Source organism: Streptomyces natalensis ATCC 27448 (assembly GCF_000935125.1).
Lineage (GTDB): Bacteria > Actinomycetota > Actinomycetes > Streptomycetales > Streptomycetaceae > Streptomyces > Streptomyces natalensis.
The window spans coordinates 173,749-195,203 of sequence record NZ_JRKI01000056.1 but is presented as its reverse complement, the minus strand read 5'-3'; the positions used below and the strand labels follow the sequence as shown (position 1 = coordinate 195,203).

21 protein-coding genes are annotated in these 21,455 nt (G+C 73.8%); 11 read left to right on the top strand and 10 right to left on the bottom strand.

Annotation, left to right across the window (positions count from 1 at the left end; translation table 11 throughout):
• Positions 1–32 precede the first annotated feature (32 nt).
• From SNA_RS30680 to SNA_RS30670, 3 genes are all read left to right on the top strand, one after another.
• Positions 33–416, top strand: coding sequence for a helix-turn-helix domain-containing protein (locus SNA_RS30680; RefSeq protein ID WP_030069126.1), 384 nt, complete (start codon positions 33–35; stop codon positions 414–416).
• A 257-nt stretch (positions 417–673) separates the two neighbouring features.
• Positions 674–1,144: a Dps family protein gene (locus SNA_RS30675; RefSeq protein WP_030069124.1), complete on the top strand. Its 471-nt coding sequence runs from the start codon at positions 674–676 to the stop codon at positions 1,142–1,144.
• 195 nt (positions 1,145–1,339) lie between these two features.
• Entirely contained in the window at positions 1,340–1,660 is a 321-nt protein-coding gene (locus SNA_RS30670; RefSeq protein ID WP_044367804.1) for a hypothetical protein, read from the top strand.
• Between the two features lie 48 nt (positions 1,661–1,708).
• Here the strand turns inward: SNA_RS30670 and SNA_RS30665 are convergent, their stop codons facing one another.
• Entirely contained in the window at positions 1,709–2,515 is an 807-nt protein-coding gene (locus SNA_RS30665; protein WP_044367802.1) for a DNA-formamidopyrimidine glycosylase family protein, read from the bottom strand.
• Positions 2,516–2,577: 62 nt separating this feature from the next.
• Positions 2,578–7,341 carry an Lhr family helicase gene (locus tag SNA_RS30660; protein ID WP_044367801.1) on the bottom strand — a complete coding sequence of 1,588 codons (4,764 nt, stop codon included), beginning with the start codon at positions 7,339–7,341 and terminating at the stop codon, positions 2,578–2,580.
• A 91-nt stretch (positions 7,342–7,432) separates the two neighbouring features.
• Between SNA_RS30660 and SNA_RS30655 the strand changes: the two genes are divergently transcribed.
• The 3 genes from SNA_RS30655 to SNA_RS30645 are packed head-to-tail and all read left to right on the top strand — an operon-like array spanning position 7,433 to position 9,469.
• Entirely contained in the window at positions 7,433–8,371 is a 939-nt protein-coding gene (locus SNA_RS30655) for an AraC family transcriptional regulator (protein ID WP_078970320.1), read from the top strand.
• 10 nt (positions 8,372–8,381) lie between these two features.
• Positions 8,382–9,155 carry an AzlC family ABC transporter permease gene (locus SNA_RS30650; RefSeq protein ID WP_030069112.1) on the top strand — a complete coding sequence of 258 codons (774 nt, stop codon included), beginning with the start codon at positions 8,382–8,384 and terminating at the stop codon, positions 9,153–9,155.
• A gap of 5 nt (positions 9,156–9,160) precedes the next feature.
• Complete coding sequence (locus SNA_RS30645) at positions 9,161–9,469, top strand: AzlD domain-containing protein (protein ID WP_030069111.1); 309 nt, start codon at positions 9,161–9,163, stop codon at positions 9,467–9,469.
• Between the two features lie 27 nt (positions 9,470–9,496).
• On the opposite strand, the gene SNA_RS30640 is transcribed toward SNA_RS30645, so the two are convergent.
• The gene (locus SNA_RS30640; RefSeq protein ID WP_030069109.1) at positions 9,497–10,420 is read right to left on the bottom strand and encodes a hypothetical protein; all 924 of its coding nucleotides are present in this window, start codon (positions 10,418–10,420) and stop codon (positions 9,497–9,499) included.
• Between the two features lie 78 nt (positions 10,421–10,498).
• Between SNA_RS30640 and SNA_RS30635 the strand changes: the two genes are divergently transcribed.
• Positions 10,499–10,693 (top strand): DUF3046 domain-containing protein, encoded by a 195-nt coding sequence (locus SNA_RS30635; protein WP_030069108.1) that lies wholly within the window; start codon positions 10,499–10,501, stop codon positions 10,691–10,693.
• Between the two features lie 83 nt (positions 10,694–10,776).
• The gene (locus SNA_RS30630) at positions 10,777–12,024 is read left to right on the top strand and encodes an AI-2E family transporter (protein WP_104532112.1); all 1,248 of its coding nucleotides are present in this window, start codon (positions 10,777–10,779) and stop codon (positions 12,022–12,024) included.
• A 56-nt stretch (positions 12,025–12,080) separates the two neighbouring features.
• Here SNA_RS30630 and SNA_RS30625 read toward each other — a convergent pair whose 3' ends face one another.
• From SNA_RS30625 to SNA_RS30615, 3 genes are all read right to left on the bottom strand, one after another.
• Positions 12,081–12,407 (bottom strand): hypothetical protein, encoded by a 327-nt coding sequence (locus tag SNA_RS30625; protein WP_044367798.1) that lies wholly within the window; start codon positions 12,405–12,407, stop codon positions 12,081–12,083.
• A gap of 520 nt (positions 12,408–12,927) precedes the next feature.
• Positions 12,928–13,113, bottom strand: coding sequence for a hypothetical protein (locus tag SNA_RS30620; protein ID WP_157880151.1), 186 nt, complete (start codon positions 13,111–13,113; stop codon positions 12,928–12,930).
• Positions 13,114–13,242: 129 nt separating this feature from the next.
• Entirely contained in the window at positions 13,243–13,848 is a 606-nt protein-coding gene (locus SNA_RS30615; RefSeq protein WP_030069101.1) for a TetR/AcrR family transcriptional regulator, read from the bottom strand.
• Positions 13,849–13,937: 89 nt separating this feature from the next.
• Between SNA_RS30615 and SNA_RS30610 the strand changes: the two genes are divergently transcribed.
• The 3 genes from SNA_RS30610 to recX all read left to right on the top strand — a co-directional run bounded on the left by SNA_RS30610 (position 13,938) and on the right by recX (position 16,691).
• On the top strand, positions 13,938–14,342 hold the full coding sequence (locus SNA_RS30610; RefSeq protein ID WP_030069099.1) for a DUF4345 domain-containing protein: 405 nt from the start codon (positions 13,938–13,940) through the stop codon (positions 14,340–14,342).
• Positions 14,343–14,909: 567 nt separating this feature from the next.
• The gene (recA, locus tag SNA_RS30600; RefSeq protein ID WP_030069096.1) at positions 14,910–16,031 is read left to right on the top strand and encodes a recombinase RecA; all 1,122 of its coding nucleotides are present in this window, start codon (positions 14,910–14,912) and stop codon (positions 16,029–16,031) included.
• A 6-nt stretch (positions 16,032–16,037) separates the two neighbouring features.
• Positions 16,038–16,691: a recombination regulator RecX gene (gene recX / locus SNA_RS30595; RefSeq protein ID WP_030069095.1), complete on the top strand. Its 654-nt coding sequence runs from the start codon at positions 16,038–16,040 to the stop codon at positions 16,689–16,691.
• Positions 16,692–16,990: 299 nt separating this feature from the next.
• Here the strand turns inward: recX and SNA_RS30590 are convergent, their stop codons facing one another.
• From SNA_RS30590 to SNA_RS30575, 4 genes are all read right to left on the bottom strand, one after another.
• Positions 16,991–17,383, bottom strand: coding sequence for a rhodanese-like domain-containing protein (locus tag SNA_RS30590; protein ID WP_078970312.1), 393 nt, complete (start codon positions 17,381–17,383; stop codon positions 16,991–16,993).
• Between the two features lie 73 nt (positions 17,384–17,456).
• The gene (locus tag SNA_RS30585) at positions 17,457–18,011 is read right to left on the bottom strand and encodes a cupin domain-containing protein (protein WP_044367793.1); all 555 of its coding nucleotides are present in this window, start codon (positions 18,009–18,011) and stop codon (positions 17,457–17,459) included.
• Positions 18,012–18,168: 157 nt separating this feature from the next.
• Positions 18,169–20,220: an FAD-dependent monooxygenase gene (locus tag SNA_RS30580; RefSeq protein WP_078970311.1), complete on the bottom strand. Its 2,052-nt coding sequence runs from the start codon at positions 20,218–20,220 to the stop codon at positions 18,169–18,171.
• 170 nt (positions 20,221–20,390) lie between these two features.
• The gene (locus SNA_RS30575; RefSeq protein ID WP_044367791.1) at positions 20,391–21,332 is read right to left on the bottom strand and encodes an amino acid ABC transporter permease; all 942 of its coding nucleotides are present in this window, start codon (positions 21,330–21,332) and stop codon (positions 20,391–20,393) included.
• Between the last annotated feature and the right edge of the window lie 123 nt (positions 21,333–21,455).

The following is a 21,455-nucleotide window of genomic DNA, read 5'->3' as shown; positions in this document are numbered from 1 at the left end:
TCCGGATCCGAGGTCCGAGGAGGGAGCCAGCGATGATTCTGCTTCGTCGCCTGCTGGGTGACGTGCTGCGTCGACAGCGTCAGCGCCAGGGCCGCACCCTGCGCGAGGTCTCTTCCTCCGCCCGGGTGTCGCTCGGCTATTTGTCCGAGGTGGAGCGTGGGCAGAAGGAGGCGTCCTCCGAGCTGCTCTCGGCGATCTGTGACGCGCTGGATGTGCGCATGTCAGAGCTGATGCGCGAGGTCAGTGATGAGCTGGCGCTCGCCGAGCTGGCAGCGTCCGCGGCCGCGAGCGACCCGGTACCGGCACCGGTGCGGCCGAAGCTCAATTCGGTGTCCGTCGCGTCTCTGGCAGGTGTGCCGGAGGACCGTGTGACGATCAAGTCCCCGGCCGACGTCGTGGATGTCGTCGCGGCCTGACACCCCAGGTGTGTGGATCGCGGATCCACCCCGTTCGTTCTTCCGCGTACGGACGCCCACGGTCGTCCGTACGTCCGCAAAAGCCCCGGTCACCAGCGACTGACCGGGGTTTTGTGCTGCCTGCGCGGCCTGCGGCGGGCCCCGGCCGGCCCCCTTCACCTGCCCCGAAGGTCCCGATCATTTATACGATGGACGAAACGGATCAAAAGGGGCGCAGCCCCGAAGGGCCGAAGTCACGCGCGAACAGGAGCAGCCGGATGTCCGTGGTCAACAGCCCGCTGTCCGATGGCGACCGCACCCTGGTCGGGAACGCCCTCCAGGGCGCCCTGGTCGACCTGGTGGATCTCTCCCTGATCTCCAAGCAGGTGCACTGGAACGTCGTCGGCCCGCGCTTCCGCTCCGTACACCTCCAGCTCGACGAGGTCGTGGACACCGCGCGCCGGCACGCCGACACCGTCGCCGAGCGGGCCTCGGCGATCGGGGTCCCGCCCGACGGACGGGCCTCGACGGTCGCCAAGACCAGCGGGATCGGCGAGGTCCAGGACGGCTGGATCGACGACGGCGAGGTCGTGCGGATGCTGGTGACGGCCCTGGCGGCGGTCATCGGGCGGATGCGGGAGCGGATCGCGGCCACCGCGGAGCCCGATCCGGTCAGCCAGGACATCCTCATCGGGCTGACCGCCGAGCTGGAGAAACACCACTGGATGTTCCAGGCGGAGTCGCGGTGAGCGGCGCCGCCCCGGCGGCCTCCGCGGCCCGGGGAGCGGGTGTCATACGGCCGGAATTCCCGGTTCCGCCGGCGTTCCCGGCCGTCGCGGCGGGCGGGGTCCGGCGTGGCATATCCGCCCGCGCCCCGCGTGCACACCGGTGCGCCCTCCCGTCCGGCCGCAGGCCCCTCTAGCGTCGGGCGAGGGAGGCTAGCGATGGCGTGGCATGGCGGTGCGTCCCGCGTGGCGGGCGGCCGGCGTCCCGGGGTCGTCCCCGGCCGCCGGATAGCCGGGGCCCTCGGCGGGGCCCTGTGGTGGTGGGCCGCGCTCCGGCTGACGCTGGAGCCGCAGGCGGCCGGGACGGTCGAGGGGGCGGTGGTGATGGGCGGCTGGGGGCTGAGCCTGTTGCCCGTGCACTGTGTGCCCTGGGTGGGCCGGGGGAAAGGTGCGGCGGGGGTCGCAGAGAAGTTCGGGGCGAAGGCGAAGGGGGCGGGGGCGGCGGTCGCCAGGGCGTGGCGGCGGCGCCGCGACAGCTGACGGGGCGTCAATCGTGCGCCGGGCCAAGGGCGGTGGCAGGTGCCGGCCCTACGGTGCGGGCTGGCAGACCGGACACCAGTAGGTGATGCGCTCGTCGCCCGACGGGCCCTGGGCCGCGGCGGGTTCGTGGCCGGTGATGCGTACGGGAGTGCCGCAACGGGGGCAGGGGCGGCCGCCGCGGCCGTAGACCCACAGCCGGCGGTCGGGCCGGGCGCTGGGGGTGGTGATCCGGGCGGGACGGCGCTTGTTGGCCTCCAGGAGCTTCTTGGCGAGCGCCGGGGCGCGTTCCGGGTCGGGCAGCTCGCCCACGGGCAGCCAGGGGGACGCGCGCAGCAGAAAACACAGCTCGGACTTGTAGACATTGCCGATCCCGGCGAGATTCCGCTGGTCGAGCAGGGCGTCGCCCAGGGGGCGCGCCGGGTCGGCGAGCAGGCGGCGCAGGGCCTCGGCCGGGTCCCAGTCGGGGCCGAGCAGATCGGGGCCCAGATGGCCGACGACGCGGGACTCCTCGGCGGTGCGCAGCAGGTCAAGGACGGGCAGGCGGTAGCCGACGGCGGTGTGCCCCGCGGTGCCCAGGACGGCGCGGATCTGGTGGGCGGGGCCGCCGCGCCAGCGCTCGTCGGGGGCGTAGATCTTCCAGGAGCCGTCCATCCGCAGATGGGAGTGCAGGGTCAGCCCGCCCTCGATACGGGTGAGGAGATGCTTGCCGCGGGGGAGCACCTCCCGTACCGCGCGGCCGGTCAGATCCACCGTGGCGAGCCGGGGAACGCGCAGGTCGCAGCGGGTCAGCGGGCTGTCGGCCAGGGCGTCGTCCAGCCGCTGGGCCAGACGCCAGACGGTGTCGCCTTCGGGCATGGGACCATCATGCCGCCCGCGCCGGCCCCGGCGCCCTCACCCCGCTGCTCTCCCTGGCGCGCTCATCCCCGGAGCCGGAAGCCGCGCGGGGTCGGGTGGAAACCGGCGGACTCCAGGACGGGGGCGAAGGGGGAGGTGAGGGCCGGGGTGCCGTTGATGCGTTCCGTGGTGAGGGTGCCCAGGGCGCCGGCGCGGGCGGCCTCGCACAGGGCCGTCACGGCGGCGTGGGCGCGGGCATCGCTGCCCCCTGAGGCGGCGTCCCGGCCGAGCGGCCAGATCAGCAGGGTCTTGCCGCCGCGCTCCATGTAGAGCGCCAGCTCGCCGTCGACGAGGACCACCAGGGAGCCCGCCTTACGGCCCGGTTTGTGCGTCGAGTCCTCGGGGGGATCGGGCCAGGGCAGGGCCGCACCGTAGGCATTGGCCGGGTCGGCGGCCGCGAGGACCACCGCGCGCTGCGGACCGCCGCCCGGCCCGGAGGCCGAGGGGCCGCCGTCGGACAGGGCGGCATCGGCGGCGCGTTCGCGCTGGGTGCTGACCGCGCGCAGCCGGTCGACCGCGCCGTCCATCGCGAACTGGGCCGCGCCGAGCCCCTCGACGACATAGCCGCGCCGGGCCCGCCCGGATTCCTCGAAAGCGGCCAGCACGCGGTACGCCGCGGAGAAGCCGCCCTCCACCCCCTCGGCGGCGACCGCGCCCCGGGTGACGATGCCGTGCCGGTCCAGGAGCGTACGGGCCAGGGCGTGCGCCCGGTGGGTGGCGTCGGGCTCCGGGGCGGGCAGCAGCGACCAGCGGCCGCCGACGGTGGGCGGGCCGCTGCGGGAGGCCGTGGGGCGGGCCGCCGCCAGAGAGCCGTAGCGGCCGCGGGGCGTGGCCCGGCGCGCCCGGTGGGCGGTGGAGCCGGCCGTACGGCCCGAGCCCAGCAGGGCGCGCAGCGGGGCGAGGGTGTCGTTGGTCAGCCGCCCGGACCAGGCCAGCTCCCAGACGGCGTCGGCGAGTTGGGGGTCGGTGGCGTCGGGGTGGGTGGTGGCGCGGACCTGGTCGGCGATCTGCCGGAAGAACAGGCCGTAGCCGGGGGCGAGGGCGGCCAGGACGGAGGCGTGCAGCGCGCTCGGTTCCAGCGGCAGCGGGGGACGGAGCAGCAGGGGCGCGGTGTCGGCGAGGTGGAGGGAGAGCCAGCCGTCCTTGCCGGGCAGCGCGCCGGCGCCGGCCCAGATCACCTCGCCGGTGGTGGTGAGCTCGTCCAGGAGGGCGGGGGTGTAGTCGCCGACCCGGGACGGCAGGACCAGCTTCTCCAGGGCGGAGGCGGGCACCGGCGCGCCCTGGAGCTGCTCGATGGCGCGCACCAGGCCGTCGATCCCGCGCAGACTGTGCGACCCGCCGCGCGGGCCCGCCGCCGGGGCCGGGCTGCTGATGTGCTGCCACTGGGGGAGGAAGGCGGCGAGCGCGGCGGGCGGCACCGGCTCCAGCTCCTCGCGCAGCGCGGCCAGCGAGCGGCGGCGCAGCCGGCGCAGCACCTGGGCGTCGCACCATTCCTGGCCGATGCCGGCGGGGTGGAACTCGCCCTGGACGACGCGGCCGGCGGCGGCCAGGCGGTGCAGGGCGCCGTCGGTGACGGCCGTGCCGAGGCCGAAGCGGGCGGCCGCCTGCTCCGAGGTGAAGGGGCCGTGGGTGCGGGCGTACCGGGAGAGCAGATCGCCGAGCGGGTCCGCGACCGGTTCGGTGAACGCTTCGGGGACGCCGACCGGCAGGGCCGTGCCCAGGGCGTCGCGGAGGCGGCCCGCGTCCTCGACGGCGGCCCAGTGGTCCGTGCCGGCGATCCGCACCCGGATGGCGCGGCGGGCGGCGGCCAGCTCCCCGGTCCATGCCTCCTCCGCGCCGCGCTCGGCCAGTTCGGCGCCGGTCAGCGGTCCCAGCAGCCGCAGGACGTCGGCGACGCCCTCGGCGTCCTTGACCCGGCGGTCCTGCGTGCGCCACTGAAGCTCGCGCTCCAGCTCGGCCAGCACCTCGGCGTCCAGCAGCTCGCGCAGCTCCGCCCGGCCCAGCAGCTCGGCCAGCAGCCGGGAATCCAGCGACAGCGCGGCCGCCCGGCGCTCGGCGAGCGGGGAGTCGCCCTCGTAGAGGAACTGGGCGACATAGCCGAACAGCAGCGAGCGGGCGAAGGGGGACGGCTCGGGGGTGGTGACCTCCACCAGGCGCACCCGGCGGGCCTCGATATCGCCCATCAGTTCCGTCAGTCCCGGTACGTCGAAGACGTCCTGGAGACATTCGCGCACCGCCTCCAGCACGATCGGGAAGGACCCGAACTCGCTCGCCACCTGGAGCAGTTGGGCGGCACGCTGGCGCTGCTGCCACAGCGGGGTGCGCTTGCCGGGGCTGCGCCGGGGCAGCAGGAGAGCGCGGGCGGCGCATTCGCGGAACCGGGAGGCGAACAGCGCGGAGCCGCCCACCTGGTCGGTGACGAGCTGGTCGACGTCACCGTGGTCGAAGACGACATCGGCGGCCCCGACCGGCGACTGCTCCGGGTCCCACTCCGCGCCCGGGGCGGCCGGGCCCGGCTCCGCGGCCGGATCGGGGAGAGGGCCGTCGAGGAGGTCGAGGCCCATCAGGTCCGCGTCCGGCAGCCGCAGCACGATGCCGTCGTCGGCATGCATCACCTGGGCGTCCAGGCCGTGGCGCTCGGCGAGCCGGGCGCCCAGGGCCAGCGCCCAGGGAGCGTGGACCTGCGCGCCGAAGGGGGAGTGGACGACGATCCGCCAGTCGCCGAGCTCGTCCCGGAAGCGCTCGACGACGATGGTGCGGTCGTCCGGGACATGCCCGCAGGACTGCCGCTGCTCGGCGAGATAGCCCAGGACGTTGCCCGCCGCCCAGTCGTCGAGCCCGGCGGCGGCGAGACGGGCGCGGGCGTCCTCGGGTGCCATCGCGCCGATCTCGCGCAGGAACGCGCCGAGCGCGCGGCCCAGCTCCAGGGGGCGGCCGAGTTGGTCGCCCTTCCAGAACGGCAGCCGGCCGGGCACCCCGGGGGCGGGGGTGACCAGGACCCGGTCGCGGGTGATGTCCTCGATGCGCCAGGACGTCGTGCCGAGCGTGAAGACGTCGCCGACCCGGGACTCGTAGACCATCTCCTCGTCCAGCTCTCCCACCCGTCGCCCGCCCCCCTTGCCGGAGTCGGAGCCGGCCAGGAAGACGCCGAACAGCCCGCGGTCGGGGATCGTGCCACCGGAGGTGACGGCCAGCCGCTGCGCCCCGGGCCGGCCCGTGACCGTGCCCGCGAGGCGGTCCCACACCAGGCGCGGCCGCAGTTCGGCGAAGGCGTCGGAGGGGTAGCGGCCGGCGAGCATGTCCAGCACACCGTGGAACGCCGACTCCGGGAGCGCGGCGAACGGCGCCGCCCGCCGGACGACGGCCAGCAGCGCCCCGACGTCCCAGGTGTCCATCGCGCTCATCGCGACGATCTGCTGGGCCAGCACATCCAGCGGATTGGCGGGCACCCGCAGCGCCTCGATCCCCCCGGAGCGCATCCGCTCGGTGACCACCGCGGCCTGGACGAGATCGCCGCGGTACTTGGGGAAGACGATGCCCCGGGAGACCGCGCCGACCTGGTGGCCGGCGCGGCCCACCCGCTGGAGCCCGGAGGCGACCGACGGCGGCGATTCCACCTGGACAACGAGATCGACCGCGCCCATGTCGATGCCCAGCTCCAGACTGGAGGTGGCGACCACGGCCGGCAGTCGGCCCGCCTTCAAGTCCTCCTCCACCTGGGCGCGTTGCTCCTTGGAGACCGAACCGTGGTGCGCGCGGGCCAGCAGCGGCGGCGCGCCCTTGGCGGCCCCGGACTCGGCCATCAGCTCGGCGGGGGAGTGGTGCTCGGGCAGGGGCTCCCCGTGGGCGCGCTCGTAGGCGATCTCGTTGAGACGGTTGCACAGCCGCTCCGCCAGGCGGCGGGAGTTGGCGAAGACGATCGTGGAGCGGTGCGCCTGGACCAGATCGGCGATCTTCTCCTCGACCTGCGGCCAGATGGACGGCTTCTCGCCCGCAGCGCCGTCCTGTACGGGGGAGCCGCCCAGCTCTCCCATGTCCTCCACCGGGACGACCACCGAGAGGTCGAAGCGCTTGCCGGACGGCGGCTGGACGATCTCCACCCGCCGCTGTGGCGACAGATAGCGGGCCACCTCCTCCACCGGGCGCACCGTCGCCGACAGGCCGATCCGGCGGGCCGGACGGGCGCAGCCGGCGCCACCGGCACCGCGCAGCTCGTCCAGCCGTTCCAGCGACAGCGCCAGATGCGCACCGCGCTTCGTACCGGCGACGGCGTGCACCTCGTCCAGGATGACCGTCTCTACGCCCGCCAGGGCCTCCCGGGCCGACGACGTCAGCATCAGGAACAGCGATTCGGGGGTGGTGATGAGGATGTCGGGCGGGCGGTTGGCGATCGCCCGGCGCTCGGCGGGCGGGGTGTCCCCGGAGCGGATACCCACCGTGATGTCCGGCTCGGGCAGCCCCAGCCGCACCGACTCCTGCCGGATACCCGTCAGCGGACTGCGCAGATTCCGCTCGACATCGACGGCCAGGGCCTTGAGAGGGGAGACGTACAGCACCCGGCAGCGCTTCTTCGGCTCGGCCGGCGGCGGCGTGCTCGCCAGTGCGTCCAGCGACGCCAGGAACGCGGCCAGCGTCTTGCCGGAGCCCGTCGGCGCCACCACCAAAACGTCCGACCCCGCGCCGATCGCCCGCCACGCGCCCTCCTGCGCGGCGGTGGGCGCGCTGAAGGCCCCCGCGAACCAGCCGCGGGTCGCGGGCGAGAACGAATCGAGCGCTGAGTCGGCCATGTCCTCCATCGTGCACCGCACCACTGACAATGCGGCCGCGAGCGGGATCCGGCGGCTGTGCCCGGCCGCCGCCGGGGCGCAGAATGGACGCATGATCACGGGGAGCGGGGACGGCGCAGCGGCCACGGCCGGAGCCCGAAACGCCGGCCCGGACGTCGCGCCGCGGGCCCGCGGCGAATGGGCCCGCCACTGGCGGCACGCCGAACTGCCCGGCCTCGACCTGCTGTGCGCCCGCTACGTACGGCACGCCTTCCCCCGCCACGCCCACGACGGGTACGTCATCGCCGCGGTCACCCACGGCGTCGAGGAGGTCGGTTTCCCGCACGGCTCCGTCCGTACGGGACCCGGCGAGGTCATGATGATCAATCCGGAGGTCGCCCACACCGCGCGGGCCGGCACCCCCGAGGGCTGGGCCTACGCCACGCTCTACCCGTCGGCCGCCCTCGTCGCCGAGATCGCCGGGGAGACCACCGCCCTGCGCGGCACCGCGGGCTTCGCCGAGACCGTCACCCAGGACCCGCACCTGGGCCGCATGATCACCGAGATCCACCGGGCCGCCGAGGCCGGCCAGGCCCTCGCCGCCGACACCCTGCTGCGCGTGGCCCTCGCCCGGCTGCTGCGTTGCTACGGAGGCCCGCTGCCGGTCCGCGCTCCCCGCAGCGCGGGGGCCCGCACCGCCGCCCGCGCCAAGGTCCTCCTGCACGCGCGGATGGCCGACCCGCCCTCCCTGGAACAGCTCGCCAAGGAGCTGGGCACCGGCCCGTTCGCGCTGCTGCGGGCCTTCAAGGACGCCTACGGGATGCCCCCGCACACCTGGCTCACCGACGCCCGGGTGCGCCGCGCCCGGCTTCTCCTGGAGGCGGGCACCCCGCCCGCCGAGGCCGCCGTCGACGTCGGGTTCACCGACCAGCCCCATCTCAACCGGCACTTCACCCGCATCGTCGGGGTGCCGCCCGGGGCGTACCGCCGGGAGCGCGCGTACGACCGGCGGCGCAATAACGTACAAGACCCCGAAGGCACCGCCCCGTAGCGTCCGGGACGTGCCAGAACAGACCCAGATACCCGCCCCCGGGCGGGCCGTATCCGCCGGCCCGCCCGTCCGACCGGACTCCGCCGTCATCCGCGACGCCCTCGGCGTCGGCATCGCCGTCGGCCTCTCCGGCTTCGCCTTCGGCGTGACCTCGGCCGGAGCCGGGCTCACCGTCCTGCAGACCTGCGCGCTCAGCCTCCTGGTGTTCACCGGGGCCTCACAGTTCGCCCTGGTGGGCGCGCTCGCCGCGGGCGGCAGCCCGTTGACCGCGGCCGCCGGAGCCTTCTTCCTGGGCGTCCGCAACGCCTTCTACGGGCTGCGGCTCTCCGCCCTCCTGGACCTGCGGGCCGGTGTCCGGCCGCTCGCCGCCCACTGGGTCATCGACGAGACCACCGCCGTCACCCTGGCCCAGTCCGACCGGCGCAGCGCCCGCCTGGGCTTCACCGTCACCGGGCTGAGCCTGTACGCACTGTGGAACCTCACCACCCTCGGCGGCGCCCTGGGGGCCGAGGCGCTCGGCGACACCGCCGCCTGGGGCCTGGACGCGGCCGGCCCCGCCGTCTTCCTGGCGCTGCTCGCACCGATGCTCACCACGGCCGTCGAACGGGCCGCCGCGGGCCTGGCGGTGCTGCTGCTCCTGGTGACGCTGCCGGTGCTGCCCGCGGGCGTACCGGTGCTCGTCTCGGCGCTCGCCGCCCCCGCGGTCCTCCTCGTCCAGGGGCGGCGCGCCCGCGCCACCGGGACGGCCGCCCGCACCACCGACGACCGGGAGGAACGGCGATGAACCCGCTGAACGTCTGGATCGCCATCGGCGTCACCGCCGTCGGCTGCTATCTGGTCAAGTACCTCGGCCTGGCGGCACCCGCCGGCGTCCTGGAGCGCCCGCTCGTCAAACGGCTGGCCGCGCTGCTCCCGGTGGCCCTGCTCGCCGCGCTCACCGCTCAGGAGACCTTCGGCGACGGCGGGCACCTGGTGCTCGACGCCCGCGCCGCCGGAGTGGCCGCCGCGGCCGTCGCGCTCGTCCTGCGGGCGCCGTTCCTCCTGGTGGTCGGCGTCGCGGTGGTGGTCGCCGCCGGAGTGCGGGCCCTGGGCGGGTGACGTCCCCGGGGAGGGCCCGCACCCGGGTCAGCCGAGGGGGCGGCCGTACGTCCGCAGGGTCAGCAGCGCCTCCAGCGTCACCATGGGACGGCCCTCCAGGGCGGTCCCCGGTGCCCACGCCCGCCAGCTGATGGGCCAGCCGCCGTCCTCCCCCTGGAGCGCGGCGAGGTGGTCCAGCGAACGGTCCATCTCCGCATCGCTGAACCACTGGCGGGCCAGCGAGTCGGGCGACGGCGCGAAGTCGTACGCCAGATGGTGCTCCCCGGGGGCGTACCCGGGCGCCACCGGGACCTCCGCCGCCCGCTCCGGGTCCAGCAGCACCAGCCCGCGCTGCCGTACGAGCGTGCCCAGCCGCTGCGCCGCCGCGGCCGCCCGCGGCCGGTCCGGGGCGCCGTCCAGGAAGGCCACCGCCGCCTCGACCTCGTAGGGATGGGTCTCCCCCAGGGACTCCACCGCCGCCCAGCAGAAGTCCGTGGCCCGGAACAGCCAGGCGTGCCACACCTCGTTGCGGTGCAGCACGCCCACCACCGGCCCGGTGGACAGCAGCGCGCTGGGTGGATCGTCGGCCACCGGGATCCACGGCGCGGCCGGATACCCGCGCAGCGACGGATGCAGCGCGGGCAGCGCGCCCTGCGGTGTCGAGATCCGCGTCAGATAGCGGCAGATCTGCTCCACCTCGCGGCCGTCGCAGCGCCCGATGCGGTCCAGGACCTTCAGGGCGTGCGCGACGTGCAGCGGCTGGCTGACCGGGCCGCGCAGATCCGGCTCCAGCGCGTGCCCGTAGCCGTCGTCGTCGTTGCGGTACGCGTTGAGTGCGGTCTGCACCGCATCCGCCCCGCCGCCCAGGAAGTGGTACTCGAAGAGCCGCTGCTCCAGCACCCGGGCGGTCAGCCAGATGAAGCGCTCGGCGCGTGCCAGAGGGGTCGGCGTGGGGCTCACGTTTTCGGCCATGGCACGACCGTAGGGCCGATGTCCCCCGGTGACCCCGGCTCGTGCCCGGCTGCCCTCCCAGGGCGGGATACTGAGGGCATGCGGTTGACGGTCTTCTGGCAGCGGATGGCGGATCACTTCGGTGCGGCGTACGCCGATTCCTTCGCGCGTGACCATGTGATGTCCGGCCTCGGCGGCCGGACCGTCCACGAGGCGCTGGACGCCGGGTGGAGCGCCAAAGAGGTGTGGCGGGTGGTCTGCGCCACCATGGAGGTCCCCTACGACAAGCAGTGAGGCCCGCTGCCGGCACCGCCCGGCGCGGGGCCGGAGTGCTGGGCTGGGCCGGAGCTGTCGGTGGCGTGCGCGACACTGGCTGGGTGCCCGCGACAGATGAGATCACCAGCAGCGACGACCCGCGCCCCGACCCGCGCCCCGGCGAACGTTCCGCCGGCGGTGCCGGGGCCTGGGCCGATGCGCGGATGCCGCGCTGGCTGCCGCGCGCCATGGTGCTCGCGCTCGCCCTGGTGGCCTGCTTCCAGCTCGCCACCTGGGGCTTCCACCAGCTGATCACGCTGCTGCTGAACATTCTGATCGCGTTCTTCCTCGCGCTGGCCGTCGAGCCGGCCGTCGACTGGATGGCGGCGCGCGGGGTGCGGCGCGGGGTGGCCACTGCCGCCGTCTTCTTCGGCATCCTCGTCGGCGCGGCCGGTTTCTTCGCGCTCCTGGGTTCAATGCTCGCCGGCCAGATCGCCAAGATGGTGGAGGAGTTCCCGCAGTATCTGGACTCCGTCATCAGCTGGCTGAACAGCACGTTCCACACCCACCTCTCCCGGCTCGAGGTGCAGAACAACCTGCTGCGGTCCGACTGGCTGCAAAAGTACGTCCAGGACAGTGCCAACAACGTCCTCGCCGTCTCCGCGCAGGTCCTCGGCAGCCTGTTCAACCTGCTCTCGGTGGCGCTGTTCTCGTTCTACTTCGCAGCCGACGGCCCCCGGCTGCGCCGCGCGCTGTGCTCCGTGCTGCCGCCGAGGCGCCAGACGGAGGTGCTGCGCGCCTGGGAGATCGCGGTGGCCAAGACCGGCGGCTATCTCTACTCCCGCGGGCTGATGGCGCTGTTCTCCGGTGTCGCGCACTACGTCCTGCTGGAGATCCTGGGCGTCCCCTACGCCCCGGCGCTCGGCATGTGGGTCGGCCTGGTCTCGCAGTTCATACCGACCATCGGCACCTATCTGGCGGGCGCGCTGCCCATCCTGATCGCGTTCACCGTCGCCCCCTGGTACGCGGTGTGGGTGTTCGGCTTCGTCGTGATCTACCAGCAGTTCGAGAACTACCTGCTCCAGCCGCGGATCACCGCCAAGACCGTGGACATCCACCCGGCCGTCGCCTTCGGCTCGGTCGTCGCGGGCACGGCCCTGATGGGCGCGGTCGGCGCCCTGATCGCCATTCCGGCCACCGCCACGCTCCAGGCGTTCCTGGGCGCGTACGTCAAGCGCTACGAGGTCACCGACGACCCCCGCGTCCACGGCCGCGCCCGCCGCGGCGCCCTGGCCCGCGTCCGCCGCACGCTCCACGCCGAGCGTGACCGCTCCCGGGCCGGCGAGGACGCCGAACGGCCCGAGAGCTGAGCCACGGCCCGCACACCCGCCGCCCGGCAAGCGGCGGCAGGCATGCGGACGTCATGTCAGTAGTTGCCGTCCGCCGAAATGCCCAGAATTTCGCCGAGGCCCTTGGCCAGGCGGCTGCCCAACACCGGGGTATTGCTCTCGTCGTAGTAGTCGGCGGCGGGACCGGCGGCCGGGGCCGAGGCACTGCCGGCGCTCGGCCCGGGGTTGTTGCCGGTGCGGGGGGCGTGGCCGGCAGCGGGGCCGGGCGCGTGGTCGGCGGCGGGGCCGGGGGCGTGTTCGGCGGCGGCGGGGCTCGGGGCCCCGTCGGCGGCGGCGATGCCGGGGGTACACAGGACGGCCGCCGAGCACAGGACGGCGGCGGCGAGGGTGGTGCGGATACGCATGGTCAGCTCCGGACTCTCAGATGGTGCATATCGGTCACACGGTCGCGGGATACATGCCACCGCCGACGCCCCATGAGTCCACGGTTCACCCGTCAGGCGCCGCTCCACCGGTGTGACCGAGCGCTCCCACTGGCGGGTGAGCCGCCGAGGTGGTGGATGGGGACCTCGTCCGCCGCCGGTCGACCAGGCCGCGACTCTCCGCTGATGGGCCGGTGGGCCCCGGCCCATCAGCAGGCCACCGTGCAGACCGGGGGCCGGCGAGCGGCCCGGCATGCACGCGGTGCGGAGCCGTCCTCGCCTTCCCGGCGGATCCGGCCCCGGGGACCGTTGAACGCCACGACCGGATTGAGGGCCGCCACCTGGCGCATACCGGGGCCGCACTGCGACGGAGCGCTCCAGGTGATCACCTCCCGCGGCGGTTTGGCTCGTCTCCGGGGCATTTGTGGGGAGTTGGGCTTCAATACCTCGTCTCACTGCGCGGATTCACGGCTTCCGGCCCGCGATGTTGCGGGTCCGGGCTTCACCATTCTTCGCCGAAGCCGGCGAACAGGTCGTCGAGCGTTCCGCGGAGAAATCCCCTTTCCTTGGAGTGCCCGCCGTAGGGCCCCTCGTGGGAGGCGGCCGCGCTCGCGGTTCCCATGACGCCTACGGAGGCAAGCGTGAGGACGGCCACGAAGGCGCCGAGACGCCGAAGGTGATTACGCATGGTGATCCTTTCGAGTCGTACGGTGTTCGCGGTCATATTATGCGCAATAGCCTCGTTCGCCCGGTTTCTCCGGTATCTCCGTGCGCGTCGGGCCGGGTTCGGTGACGCTGGAGGGGGGTGGGCGGCGCGTCAGGGCCAGTCCGGGGCCGGGTCCTCGTCAAGGAGCGGACGGATGGCGCCCAGTACGGCGCCGATGCACACGTTGCGCAGTTCGGCCCGGGTGCAGGTCTCCTCGGTGAGCCAGTCCACGCACAGCACCTGGACGAACACCAGCCAGCTCTTGAGGACGCCCGACACGGCCTCCCGGGTGGTGTCGCCGGTGAGCGGGAGCACGCCGAGCAGCCGCTCGCGCAGGGCGTCGAGTTCGTTGGCGATGATCGTCTGAACCAGGCGGTCCCCGGCCAGTACGCGGTTGGCCGCAAGGACGGTGTTGCGGTTCTCCGCGAAGTATTCGATATGGGCGTCCAGGCCCTCGGTGAGCTGCTCGACCAAGGAGTCGGCGGGGTCGAGCCGGGTCTTGGTGAGCAGCTGCTCGGCCGCCTGCTGGTAGAGCGCGGCGAAGAGGTCGCGCTTGCCGGGGAAGTGCCGGTAGAGCAGCGCGCGGGAGACCCCGGCGCGCTCGGCGACGTCTTCCATCAGCACCTCGTCGTACGGGTGCGCGGCGAAGAGCCGCGCGGCGACGCCGAGGAGCTGGGCGCGGCGTTCGGTGGGGCTGAGTCGCTGACGGGGAGGCACGGGTGCATGCTACTTGTTACTTGACACGTGTCTACTAGTGGGTCCTAACCTGGTGGACACGTGTCTACTGGCAGAGGGGGTGGGTGGTCATGGCCAAGGCCAAGGTGCTCCGCGGGCTCGTGTGGGCGATGGGGTATGCCTGCGTGGCGATCGGGCTCTTCCATGTGCTGCTCGGGAACGCCGCGATCCCGGGCGCGGGCTCGGCCGGTCCGACGGTGGACAGCCTGGGCCGGTTCTTCGGTGCGATCTTCACCGGCTACGGCCTCGCCTGGCTCTGGGCGGCGCGGCGGTCACCGATTCCCGCGTCGGCGGTGCGGTGGCTGGCCGGGGTGTTCGGGCTGGGCGCGCTGGGGCGGCTGCTGTCGCTCGCCGTCCACGGGTGGCCGCACTGGTTCCAGGTGGCGCTGGGGATCGTCGAACTGGCGCTGACGCCGCTGTTCTTCTGGCTGGCGGACGCCGAGGAGAGGGTGCTCCGGGTCCAGAGCCCGGGGTGAGGGCCGAGCCGCAGCAGGCAGCGAGGCGAGTGGACGGCCCCGGTGGGACCGTCCCGTCCGTCGGTGCTCCACCCTGCCGTTTCGGATGGCCTCGGCTTCGAGGATCGACGGCAGGGCGCCGGTCGGCAGCACCTGCCGGAGACGGAAGCCGGAGCGGGTGAGCAGGTCCTCGAACTCGGCGGCGGTGCGCTCGCGTCCCTTGAGGGTCATCGGCATGACGAGGTCGAGTGCGGCGGCCGGGTGCGGTGTGCCGTCGCCGGGCGGGACCGCGTCGACCAGGAGGAGCCGGGTGGCGGGCCCGCGTGGCCGCCTTACGGGAGGGGGCGGAGTCCCGTTCTCGGCCGGTCCGAGCGGCTGCTCGCCCTGAGTTGTGCCGGGCTCGCCACTGCCGGGCGTCGCGCTTGACACCAAAATCGAACATCCATTCTTATGGGGGCTCCAGCCCACGCTCCGGCGGGTTTTCGCGGAGTTATCCACAGGCTGGAGCCGGGTCCGGGCGCATTGTCAGTGGCAGGCGTTAGCGTCATGGACGTGAAGCGATCGACTCAAGCAAACCGGGTGGAACCCATGGCAGGCACTGACCGCGAGAAGGCGCTCGACGCCGCGCTCGCACAGATTGAACGGCAATTCGGCAAGGGCGCCGTGATGCGCATGGGGGAGCGCTCGCAGGAGCCCATCGAGGTCATCCCCACCGGATCCACCGCACTCGACGTCGCGCTCGGCGTCGGCGGCATTCCGCGCGGCCGCGTGGTCGAGGTCTACGGCCCGGAGTCCTCCGGTAAGACGACCCTGACCCTGCACGCCGTCGCGAACGCCCAGAAGGCCGGCGGCTCCGTCGCGTTCATCGACGCCGAGCACGCCCTCGACCCCGAGTACGCCAAGAAGCTCGGCGTGGACACGGACGCCCTGATCCTGTCCCAGCCGGACAACGGCGAGCAGGCGCTGGAAATCGTGGACATGCTGGTCCGCTCCGGTGCCCTCGACCTCATCGTGATCGACTCCGTGGCCGCCCTGGTGCCGCGGGCCGAGATCGAGGGCGAGATGGGCGACTCCCACGTCGGCCTCCAGGCCCGGCTGATGAGCCAGGCCCTGCGCAAGATCACCAGCGCGCTCAACCAGTCCAAGACCACCGCGATCTTCATCAACCAGCTCCGCGAGAAGATCGGCGTGATGTTCGGCTCGCCGGAGACCACGACCGGTGGCCGAGCGCTGAAGTTCTACGCCTCGGTGCGTCTGGACATCCGCCGCATCGAGACCCTCAAGGACGGCACCGAGGCGGTCGGCAACCGCACCCGCGTCAAGGTCGTCAAGAACAAGGTCTCGCCCCCCTTCAAGCAGGCCGAGTTCGACATCCTCTACGGCCAGGGCATCAGCCGCGAGGGCGGTCTGATCGACATGGGGGTGGAGCACGGCTTCATCCGCAAGTCCGGTGCCTGGTACACCTACGAGGGCGACCAGCTCGGCCAGGGCAAGGAGAACGCCCGGAACTTCCTCAAGGACAACCCCGATCTCGCCAATGAGATCGAGAAGAAGATCAAGGAGAAGCTGGGCATCGGTGTGAAGCCCCAGGATCCGGCGGCCGAGCCCGGTGCGGATGCCGCGGGCGCGGATGCCGCCGCCCCGGCTGCGGCAGCGGCTCCCGCGGCCAAGGGTGCCAAGGGCTCCAAGGCCGCCGCGGCCAAGAGCTGATCCGTCATGACACGGCGAACGGAATGGCCATGCAGCGAGGACGCCGGCTCCGGCGCTGCGGGCGACGCCGAGACCCGTAGCCCGGGCCCGGGTCGTCCGGGCCGTGAGGACAGCGGTGGTTTCGCCCCGTCGAGGGCCGGGACGGAGCCACCGCGGACGCCCGAGGAGCAGGCGCGGGCGATATGCCTGCGCCTGCTCACCGGGAGCCCGCGTACCCGCAAACAGCTCGGGGACGCCCTGCGGCAGCGGGGCATCCCCGAGGAGGCCGCCGAGGAGGTGCTCTCCCGCTTCGAGGACGTCGGTCTGATCGACGACGCGGCGTTCGCCGATGCCTGGGTGGAGTCCCGTCACCGCGGCCGCGGTCTGGCACGCCGCGCCCTCGCCCGCGAACTGCGCACCAAGGGGGTGGACTCCACTCTGATCGACGAGGCCGTCGGCCGCCTCGACGCCGAGCAGGAGGAGACCACCGCCCGGGAGCTGGTCGAGCGCAAGCTCCGTACGACCCGGGGCCTGGACCGCGACAAGCGCCTGCGCCGACTGGCCGGAATGCTGGCCCGTAAGGGCTATCCGGAGGGCCTCGCCCTGCGGGTGGTCCGCCGGGCACTGGAAGAGGAGGGGGAGGACCCGGAGCTGCTGGAGCAGCATCTGCCGGAGGGGTGAACGGCGGGAGGGGGCTCGGCCTGGCGGGGGGCCGGGTGTGGGGGGGAGGGCCGCGGGTGTACCCGGCGTGCTCGGCCTGACCGCGGCCGCGGATGCGGTCGGAGTGCGGGCGGGGAGTGGGGGACGGGATGTCGTGTCCGGGCTGCCGGGGCTGCCGGGGCTGCCGGGGCTTCGGGGGCAGGTGACCCATGGGTGTTGTGCGGGCAGGGCTGTGGCTTTGCCTCTGACGGGGGTGGGGGAGGGGCGGGGGGAGGGGCCCCGTGGAGACGGGGGTGCGAGGGCGACGGGCGCGCGAGGGGCTAAGAGTCGTGGTTGACCGGGAGTCCTGCCGTGCGCCATGCCTGGAAGCCGCCCGTGAGGTCGGTGGCATGGCGTAGGCCCAACTGCCGTAGGGAGACCGCCGCGAGGCTGGACGCGTAGCCCTCGTTGCAGATCACCACGACCGGGTGTGCGGTGAGATCGAGGGGGACCGCCTCGGGGGCGCGGTGATCGCCCGTCGGGTCGAGGCGCCATTCGAGCTCATTGCGTTCCACGATCAGGGCGCCCGGGATGGTGCCGTCGCGCTCCCGTAGCGCCGCATAGCGGATGTCCACCAGGAGCCCGCCCGCCTCCTGGATGGCGGCGGCCTCCCGGGGACCCACCCGCCGCAGTTCGGCGCGGGCGCGGGCGAGGAGGATGTCGACGGCGCTCATGCCGAAACCTCGCTTCGCTCGGCTTCGCATTCGCTCAGCGCGCACCCTTTGATGATTCGCTCGCTGCGCTCGCTCACTGCCACTCCTCCGGGCGCTCGACCTCTTCGAGCCGCAGCACGGGCCCGGTACGGCTGTACCGCCGCATCAGGGGGAGCGGCGGATAGTAGGCGTGCACCGAGACCGCGTGGGTGTCCGCGGAGAGGTTGAGCACCTGATGGACATGGTGCGGGCCGAACGCCCGGCCGCGGCCGTCGCCGAGCCTGCGCCGGCGGTCCACACCGTCGGCGAGTTCCAGGGTTTTCCAGCCCTCGGTGGGCAGTTGGACGGCGAGCGACTGTTCCGTCAGCTCACCCGAGGCCGTGGCAAAGGCGCCCCGGGAGCCGCCGTGGTCGTGCCAGCCGGTGCCGGTGCCGGGCGGCCAGCCGATCAGCCATGCCTCGCTGCCGCCGGGTCCGTCCAGCCGGATCCAGGTGCGGCCTTCGGGGTCGAGGGGGAGCGAGGCGATGAGCGCGGTGTCGGCGGCGGTGCGGAGGGCGAAGCCGAGGAGTGCGGCGGCGCTGGGGCCATGGCCGGGGGCTGCGCCCTCGGCAGGGGAGTGCGGGCGCGCAGGGGCGTGTACGTCGGGCACGGGAACCGTCCTGAGTGATCGCGAAGTGGCGCGGCCACCGGAACGAAGCGCGGGGCCGCGCGGGGAAGGAGAGGCGGATCAAACGGACGGACGACACATGCAGCCCGCATGGCGGACCAGGTCCAGATGGACCCTCCGCCAGAATCGCGAGCCGTGATCAGTCACCTTCGGAGTGAAACACGGGGGCGACCAGAGGGTCAACCGCCGCACCGGCTGGCCGCGGGTCCCCGGGCCCCTCGCCCCGTGCCCCGGCCCCCTCGCCCCGGGCCGCGGCCCGCTCGGCACCGCCGTTACCCCCGTCGTCACCGCCGCCGTCATGGCAAGCGGCGGAGTCCCCCGGGCCACCGGAAGCACCCGCAGCCTCGGCAGCCCCCGAAGTACCGGCAGCCCCCGAACTACCGGTAGGCCCCGAACTACCGGCACCCCCCAGAGCCCCCAACGCTCCCGCGCCACCGGAGCCCCCCAACTCCCCGGAGCTGGAGCCGGAGCCACCGGCCGCGCCCGCCCCCCAGGCCCGCCGCCCGTACCCCGCCCCGTCCCCGTACGCGAATCCGCCCCCGCCCCGAACCGCATCCGCGCAGGCGGACAGTTCGGCCGGGCGGACGCCGGAGTGTGCCGTGACCAGATGGCCGTCGGGCCGTACGACCAGGACGGTGTGGGCGGGGGCGCCCGGATAGGACTCGGTGACCAGGATCTCGGCGGGCATCGGCAGCGCCTCGGCCGCGGCGGTCAGCTGCGGCATCAGACCCGCCGACTGCCAGTGCCGCCGGTCCCAGACACCGGTGCCCGGCGCCACCAGCACCACCAGAAGGCCGTGCCCGAGGCGGTCCCGCAGCCGGACCACCGAACCGTCGCCGGCCGTCACCGGCACATCGGCGACGGGCGCGCCGGGCCGGGTGCCGACCGCGACGGTGCCCGGCTGCCCGGTGGGTGTGGCGAGCGGGGTCCGCGGATAGGAGGGCGGCGCCCCCAGCGGTCCGCGGCCCAGATGGCCGTCCGTCAGCAGGGCGCTCTGCCCGCGCGCCACGCCCGGCAGTACGGTCCGCCAGCGCACCGCGCGGCCGTCGCGCAGCAGTGGCAGCGCCTGGTCCGTGGCGCGCAGCCGGGCCGCCACCGCGTCCCGCCGTTCGGCCTGGTAGCTGTCCAGCAGGGTCTCGGAGCCGCCGTGATGCCAGGCCAGCCCCAGCTTCCAGGCGAGGTTCCCGGCGTCCCGCAGCCCCTCGTCCAGGCCCTGCGTACCGAGCGCGCCCAGCAGATGCGCGGCGTCCCCGGCGAGGAAGGCCCGGCCCCGCCGCCAGGTCTTCGCCAGCCGGTGGTGGACGGTGTGCACCCCGGTGTCGAGGAGTGCGTACGGCGGGACCGGCAGCGCGGCGCCCCGCCCGCTCTCCTCGCCCGCATCCGCCGCCCAGCCGGCCAGGGATTCGCGTACCCGGGCCACCAGGGCGTCCGGGGTGACCAGCTCGCGGCCCGGCGGCAGCAGCCAGTCCAGCCGCCAGACGCCGTCGGGCAGCGGCCGCGCCGAGACCTCACCGACCGGACCCCCGAAGCCCGTGGAGGTCCCGGACCCGCCGCCGTGCCGCCCCGGCGAGCGGTGCAGCAGCGCCTCACCGGGCCAGGGCAGTTCGGTGCGCAGCGCGGCGACGGCATGGCGTTCGACGGCGGTACGCCCCGGGAAGCGGATCTCCAGCAGTTTGCGGACGGTCGAGCGCGGCCCGTCGCAGCCGACCAGATAACTCCCGCGCCACCACGTCCCGTTGGAGCCGCGGGTGTGCGCGCTGACGCCGTGCTCGTCCTGCTCCAGCTCGGCCAGCCGGCTGCCGGTGGCGATCTGCGCGAGCTTCTCCTGGGCGAGCGCGGCGCGCAGCGCGCGGGTGAGCGCATGCTGGGGGAGGTGGAGCGGGGAGTCGAGCGCCACAGGGGCGGCGTCGTCCGGGATCCGGGAGGCGAAGGCGACCCGGTCCACCAGGCGCCGGCGCCGCATCGTGCGCCAGGCCGTCCACCGGGTGCCCTCGCTCGCGAGGGTGTCGCCGCAGCCGAGCCGGGCGAGGGCGGCCGCGGTGTCCTGGCGCAGTACGGCGGTGCGGGCGGGCCGGATCTCGTCCTGCCCGTCGCTCTCGTCCAGGACGACGACCGGTACTCCGCGGCGGGTGAGGGACAGGGCCAGGCAGAGGCCGACCGGACCGGCCCCGACGATGATCACCGGGTCCACGGCGTGGCTCCCTGGGCCTTGCGGGGCTGACGGGACGGCAGGGAACTGGCGGTGGGAGCCCGGTGCGTGATCACACAGCGTATGCAACCCACTGCGAGGGCCCGCGTCAAGTGACGGCGGCGGCGACCCGTCCCGGCGGGCCGCCGCCGCATGCGATGGCTGACGTGCCGTCAGTTCCCGGTGTCGGTCGCTGTGTCGGCAGCCGCCTCGGCGGCCACCACCGCCGTCAGCGCGCCGGCATTGGCCACGTCACCGGCCTCGGCCACGCCGATGCCGGTCTTGGCCCGGCGGCCGCGCCGCTCGATCCAGTTGGCGAGCGCGGACAGGGCCAGGCACATCGCGACGTAGATCGAGCCGATGACGATGATGACCGGAATGTAGACGCTGTCCCCGCCCGCGATGATGTTGCCGGCCATCAGACGGCCCGAGTAGAGCAGTTCCTCGTAGGTGATGATGTAGCCGAGGGAGGTGTCCTTGAGCGTGACCACCAGCTGGCTGATGACCGTCGGCAGCATCGCCCGGACCGCCTGCGGAATCAGCACGGTCGTCATGACCTGCGTCTTGCGCAGCCCCAGCGCGTAGGCGGCCTCGCGCTGCCCCTTCGGCACCGAGTTGATACCGGCCCGCAGCACCTCGGCCTGCACCGAACCGTTGTAGAGCGTCAGCCCGAGCACCAGGGCCCAGAACTGCGGCGCATCGCCGGACATGCCGAGCGCATCCTTGTTGCTCAGCATCAGCACCCACACCGCGTAGATGGTGATCAGCAGCGGTACCGCGCGGAAGAGTTCGACGAAGCCGGTCGCCAGCCAGCGGACGGGCTTGTGGTCCGACAGCCGCGCCACCGCGAGCAGGACGCCCAGTGCCAGGGAGAGCACCGCCGCCACCGCGAACACCTTCAGGGTGGTCAGGACGCCGTCGCGGATACTGTTGCGCACCCCCGCGTAGTTGAAGATGTTCCACTTCGCGGGCTCGAACTGGCCCGTCTGGAACAGCCGTAGCCCGAGGTACGCGAGCACCGCCAGGACCGCGATGCCCCCGATGACGGAGTACAGCCGGTTGCGTGCCTTCGTCTTCGGCCCGGGTACGTCGTAGAGAACGCTGGCCCCACTCATGCCGAAACCTCGCTTCGCTCGGCCCCGCATTCGCGAGGCGCGCACCTTTTGATGATTCGCTCGCTGCGCTCGCTCATGCCCACCCCTCGCTTCGTTCCGCGCCGCCCGTGCGCGGTGCTGCCG

Bases quoted from the DNA above. Each gene is read 5' to 3' on its own strand.
- SNA_RS30680 (WP_030069126.1), top strand. From the start codon at position 33: ATGATTCTGCTTCGTCGCCTGCTGGGTGACGTGCTGCGTCGACAGCGT.
- SNA_RS30675 (WP_030069124.1), top strand. From the start codon at position 674: ATGTCCGTGGTCAACAGCCCGCTGTCCGATGGCGACCGCACCCTGGTC.
- SNA_RS30670 (WP_044367804.1), top strand. From the start codon at position 1,340: ATGGCGTGGCATGGCGGTGCGTCCCGCGTGGCGGGCGGCCGGCGTCCC.
- SNA_RS30665 (WP_044367802.1), bottom strand. From the start codon at position 2,515: ATGCCCGAAGGCGACACCGTCTGGCGTCTGGCCCAGCGGCTGGACGAC.
- SNA_RS30660 (WP_044367801.1), bottom strand. From the start codon at position 7,341: ATGGCCGACTCAGCGCTCGATTCGTTCTCGCCCGCGACCCGCGGCTGG.
- SNA_RS30655 (WP_078970320.1), top strand. From the start codon at position 7,433: ATGATCACGGGGAGCGGGGACGGCGCAGCGGCCACGGCCGGAGCCCGA.
- SNA_RS30640 (WP_030069109.1), bottom strand. From the start codon at position 10,420: ATGGCCGAAAACGTGAGCCCCACGCCGACCCCTCTGGCACGCGCCGAG.
- SNA_RS30635 (WP_030069108.1), top strand. From the start codon at position 10,499: ATGCGGTTGACGGTCTTCTGGCAGCGGATGGCGGATCACTTCGGTGCG.
- SNA_RS30625 (WP_044367798.1), bottom strand. From the start codon at position 12,407: ATGCGTATCCGCACCACCCTCGCCGCCGCCGTCCTGTGCTCGGCGGCC.
- SNA_RS30620 (WP_157880151.1), bottom strand. From the start codon at position 13,113: ATGCGTAATCACCTTCGGCGTCTCGGCGCCTTCGTGGCCGTCCTCACG.
- SNA_RS30610 (WP_030069099.1), top strand. From the start codon at position 13,938: ATGGCCAAGGCCAAGGTGCTCCGCGGGCTCGTGTGGGCGATGGGGTAT.
- recA (WP_030069096.1), top strand. From the start codon at position 14,910: ATGGCAGGCACTGACCGCGAGAAGGCGCTCGACGCCGCGCTCGCACAG.
- recX (WP_030069095.1), top strand. From the start codon at position 16,038: ATGACACGGCGAACGGAATGGCCATGCAGCGAGGACGCCGGCTCCGGC.
- SNA_RS30590 (WP_078970312.1), bottom strand. From the start codon at position 17,383: ATGAGCGCCGTCGACATCCTCCTCGCCCGCGCCCGCGCCGAACTGCGG.
- SNA_RS30575 (WP_044367791.1), bottom strand. From the start codon at position 21,332: ATGAGTGGGGCCAGCGTTCTCTACGACGTACCCGGGCCGAAGACGAAG.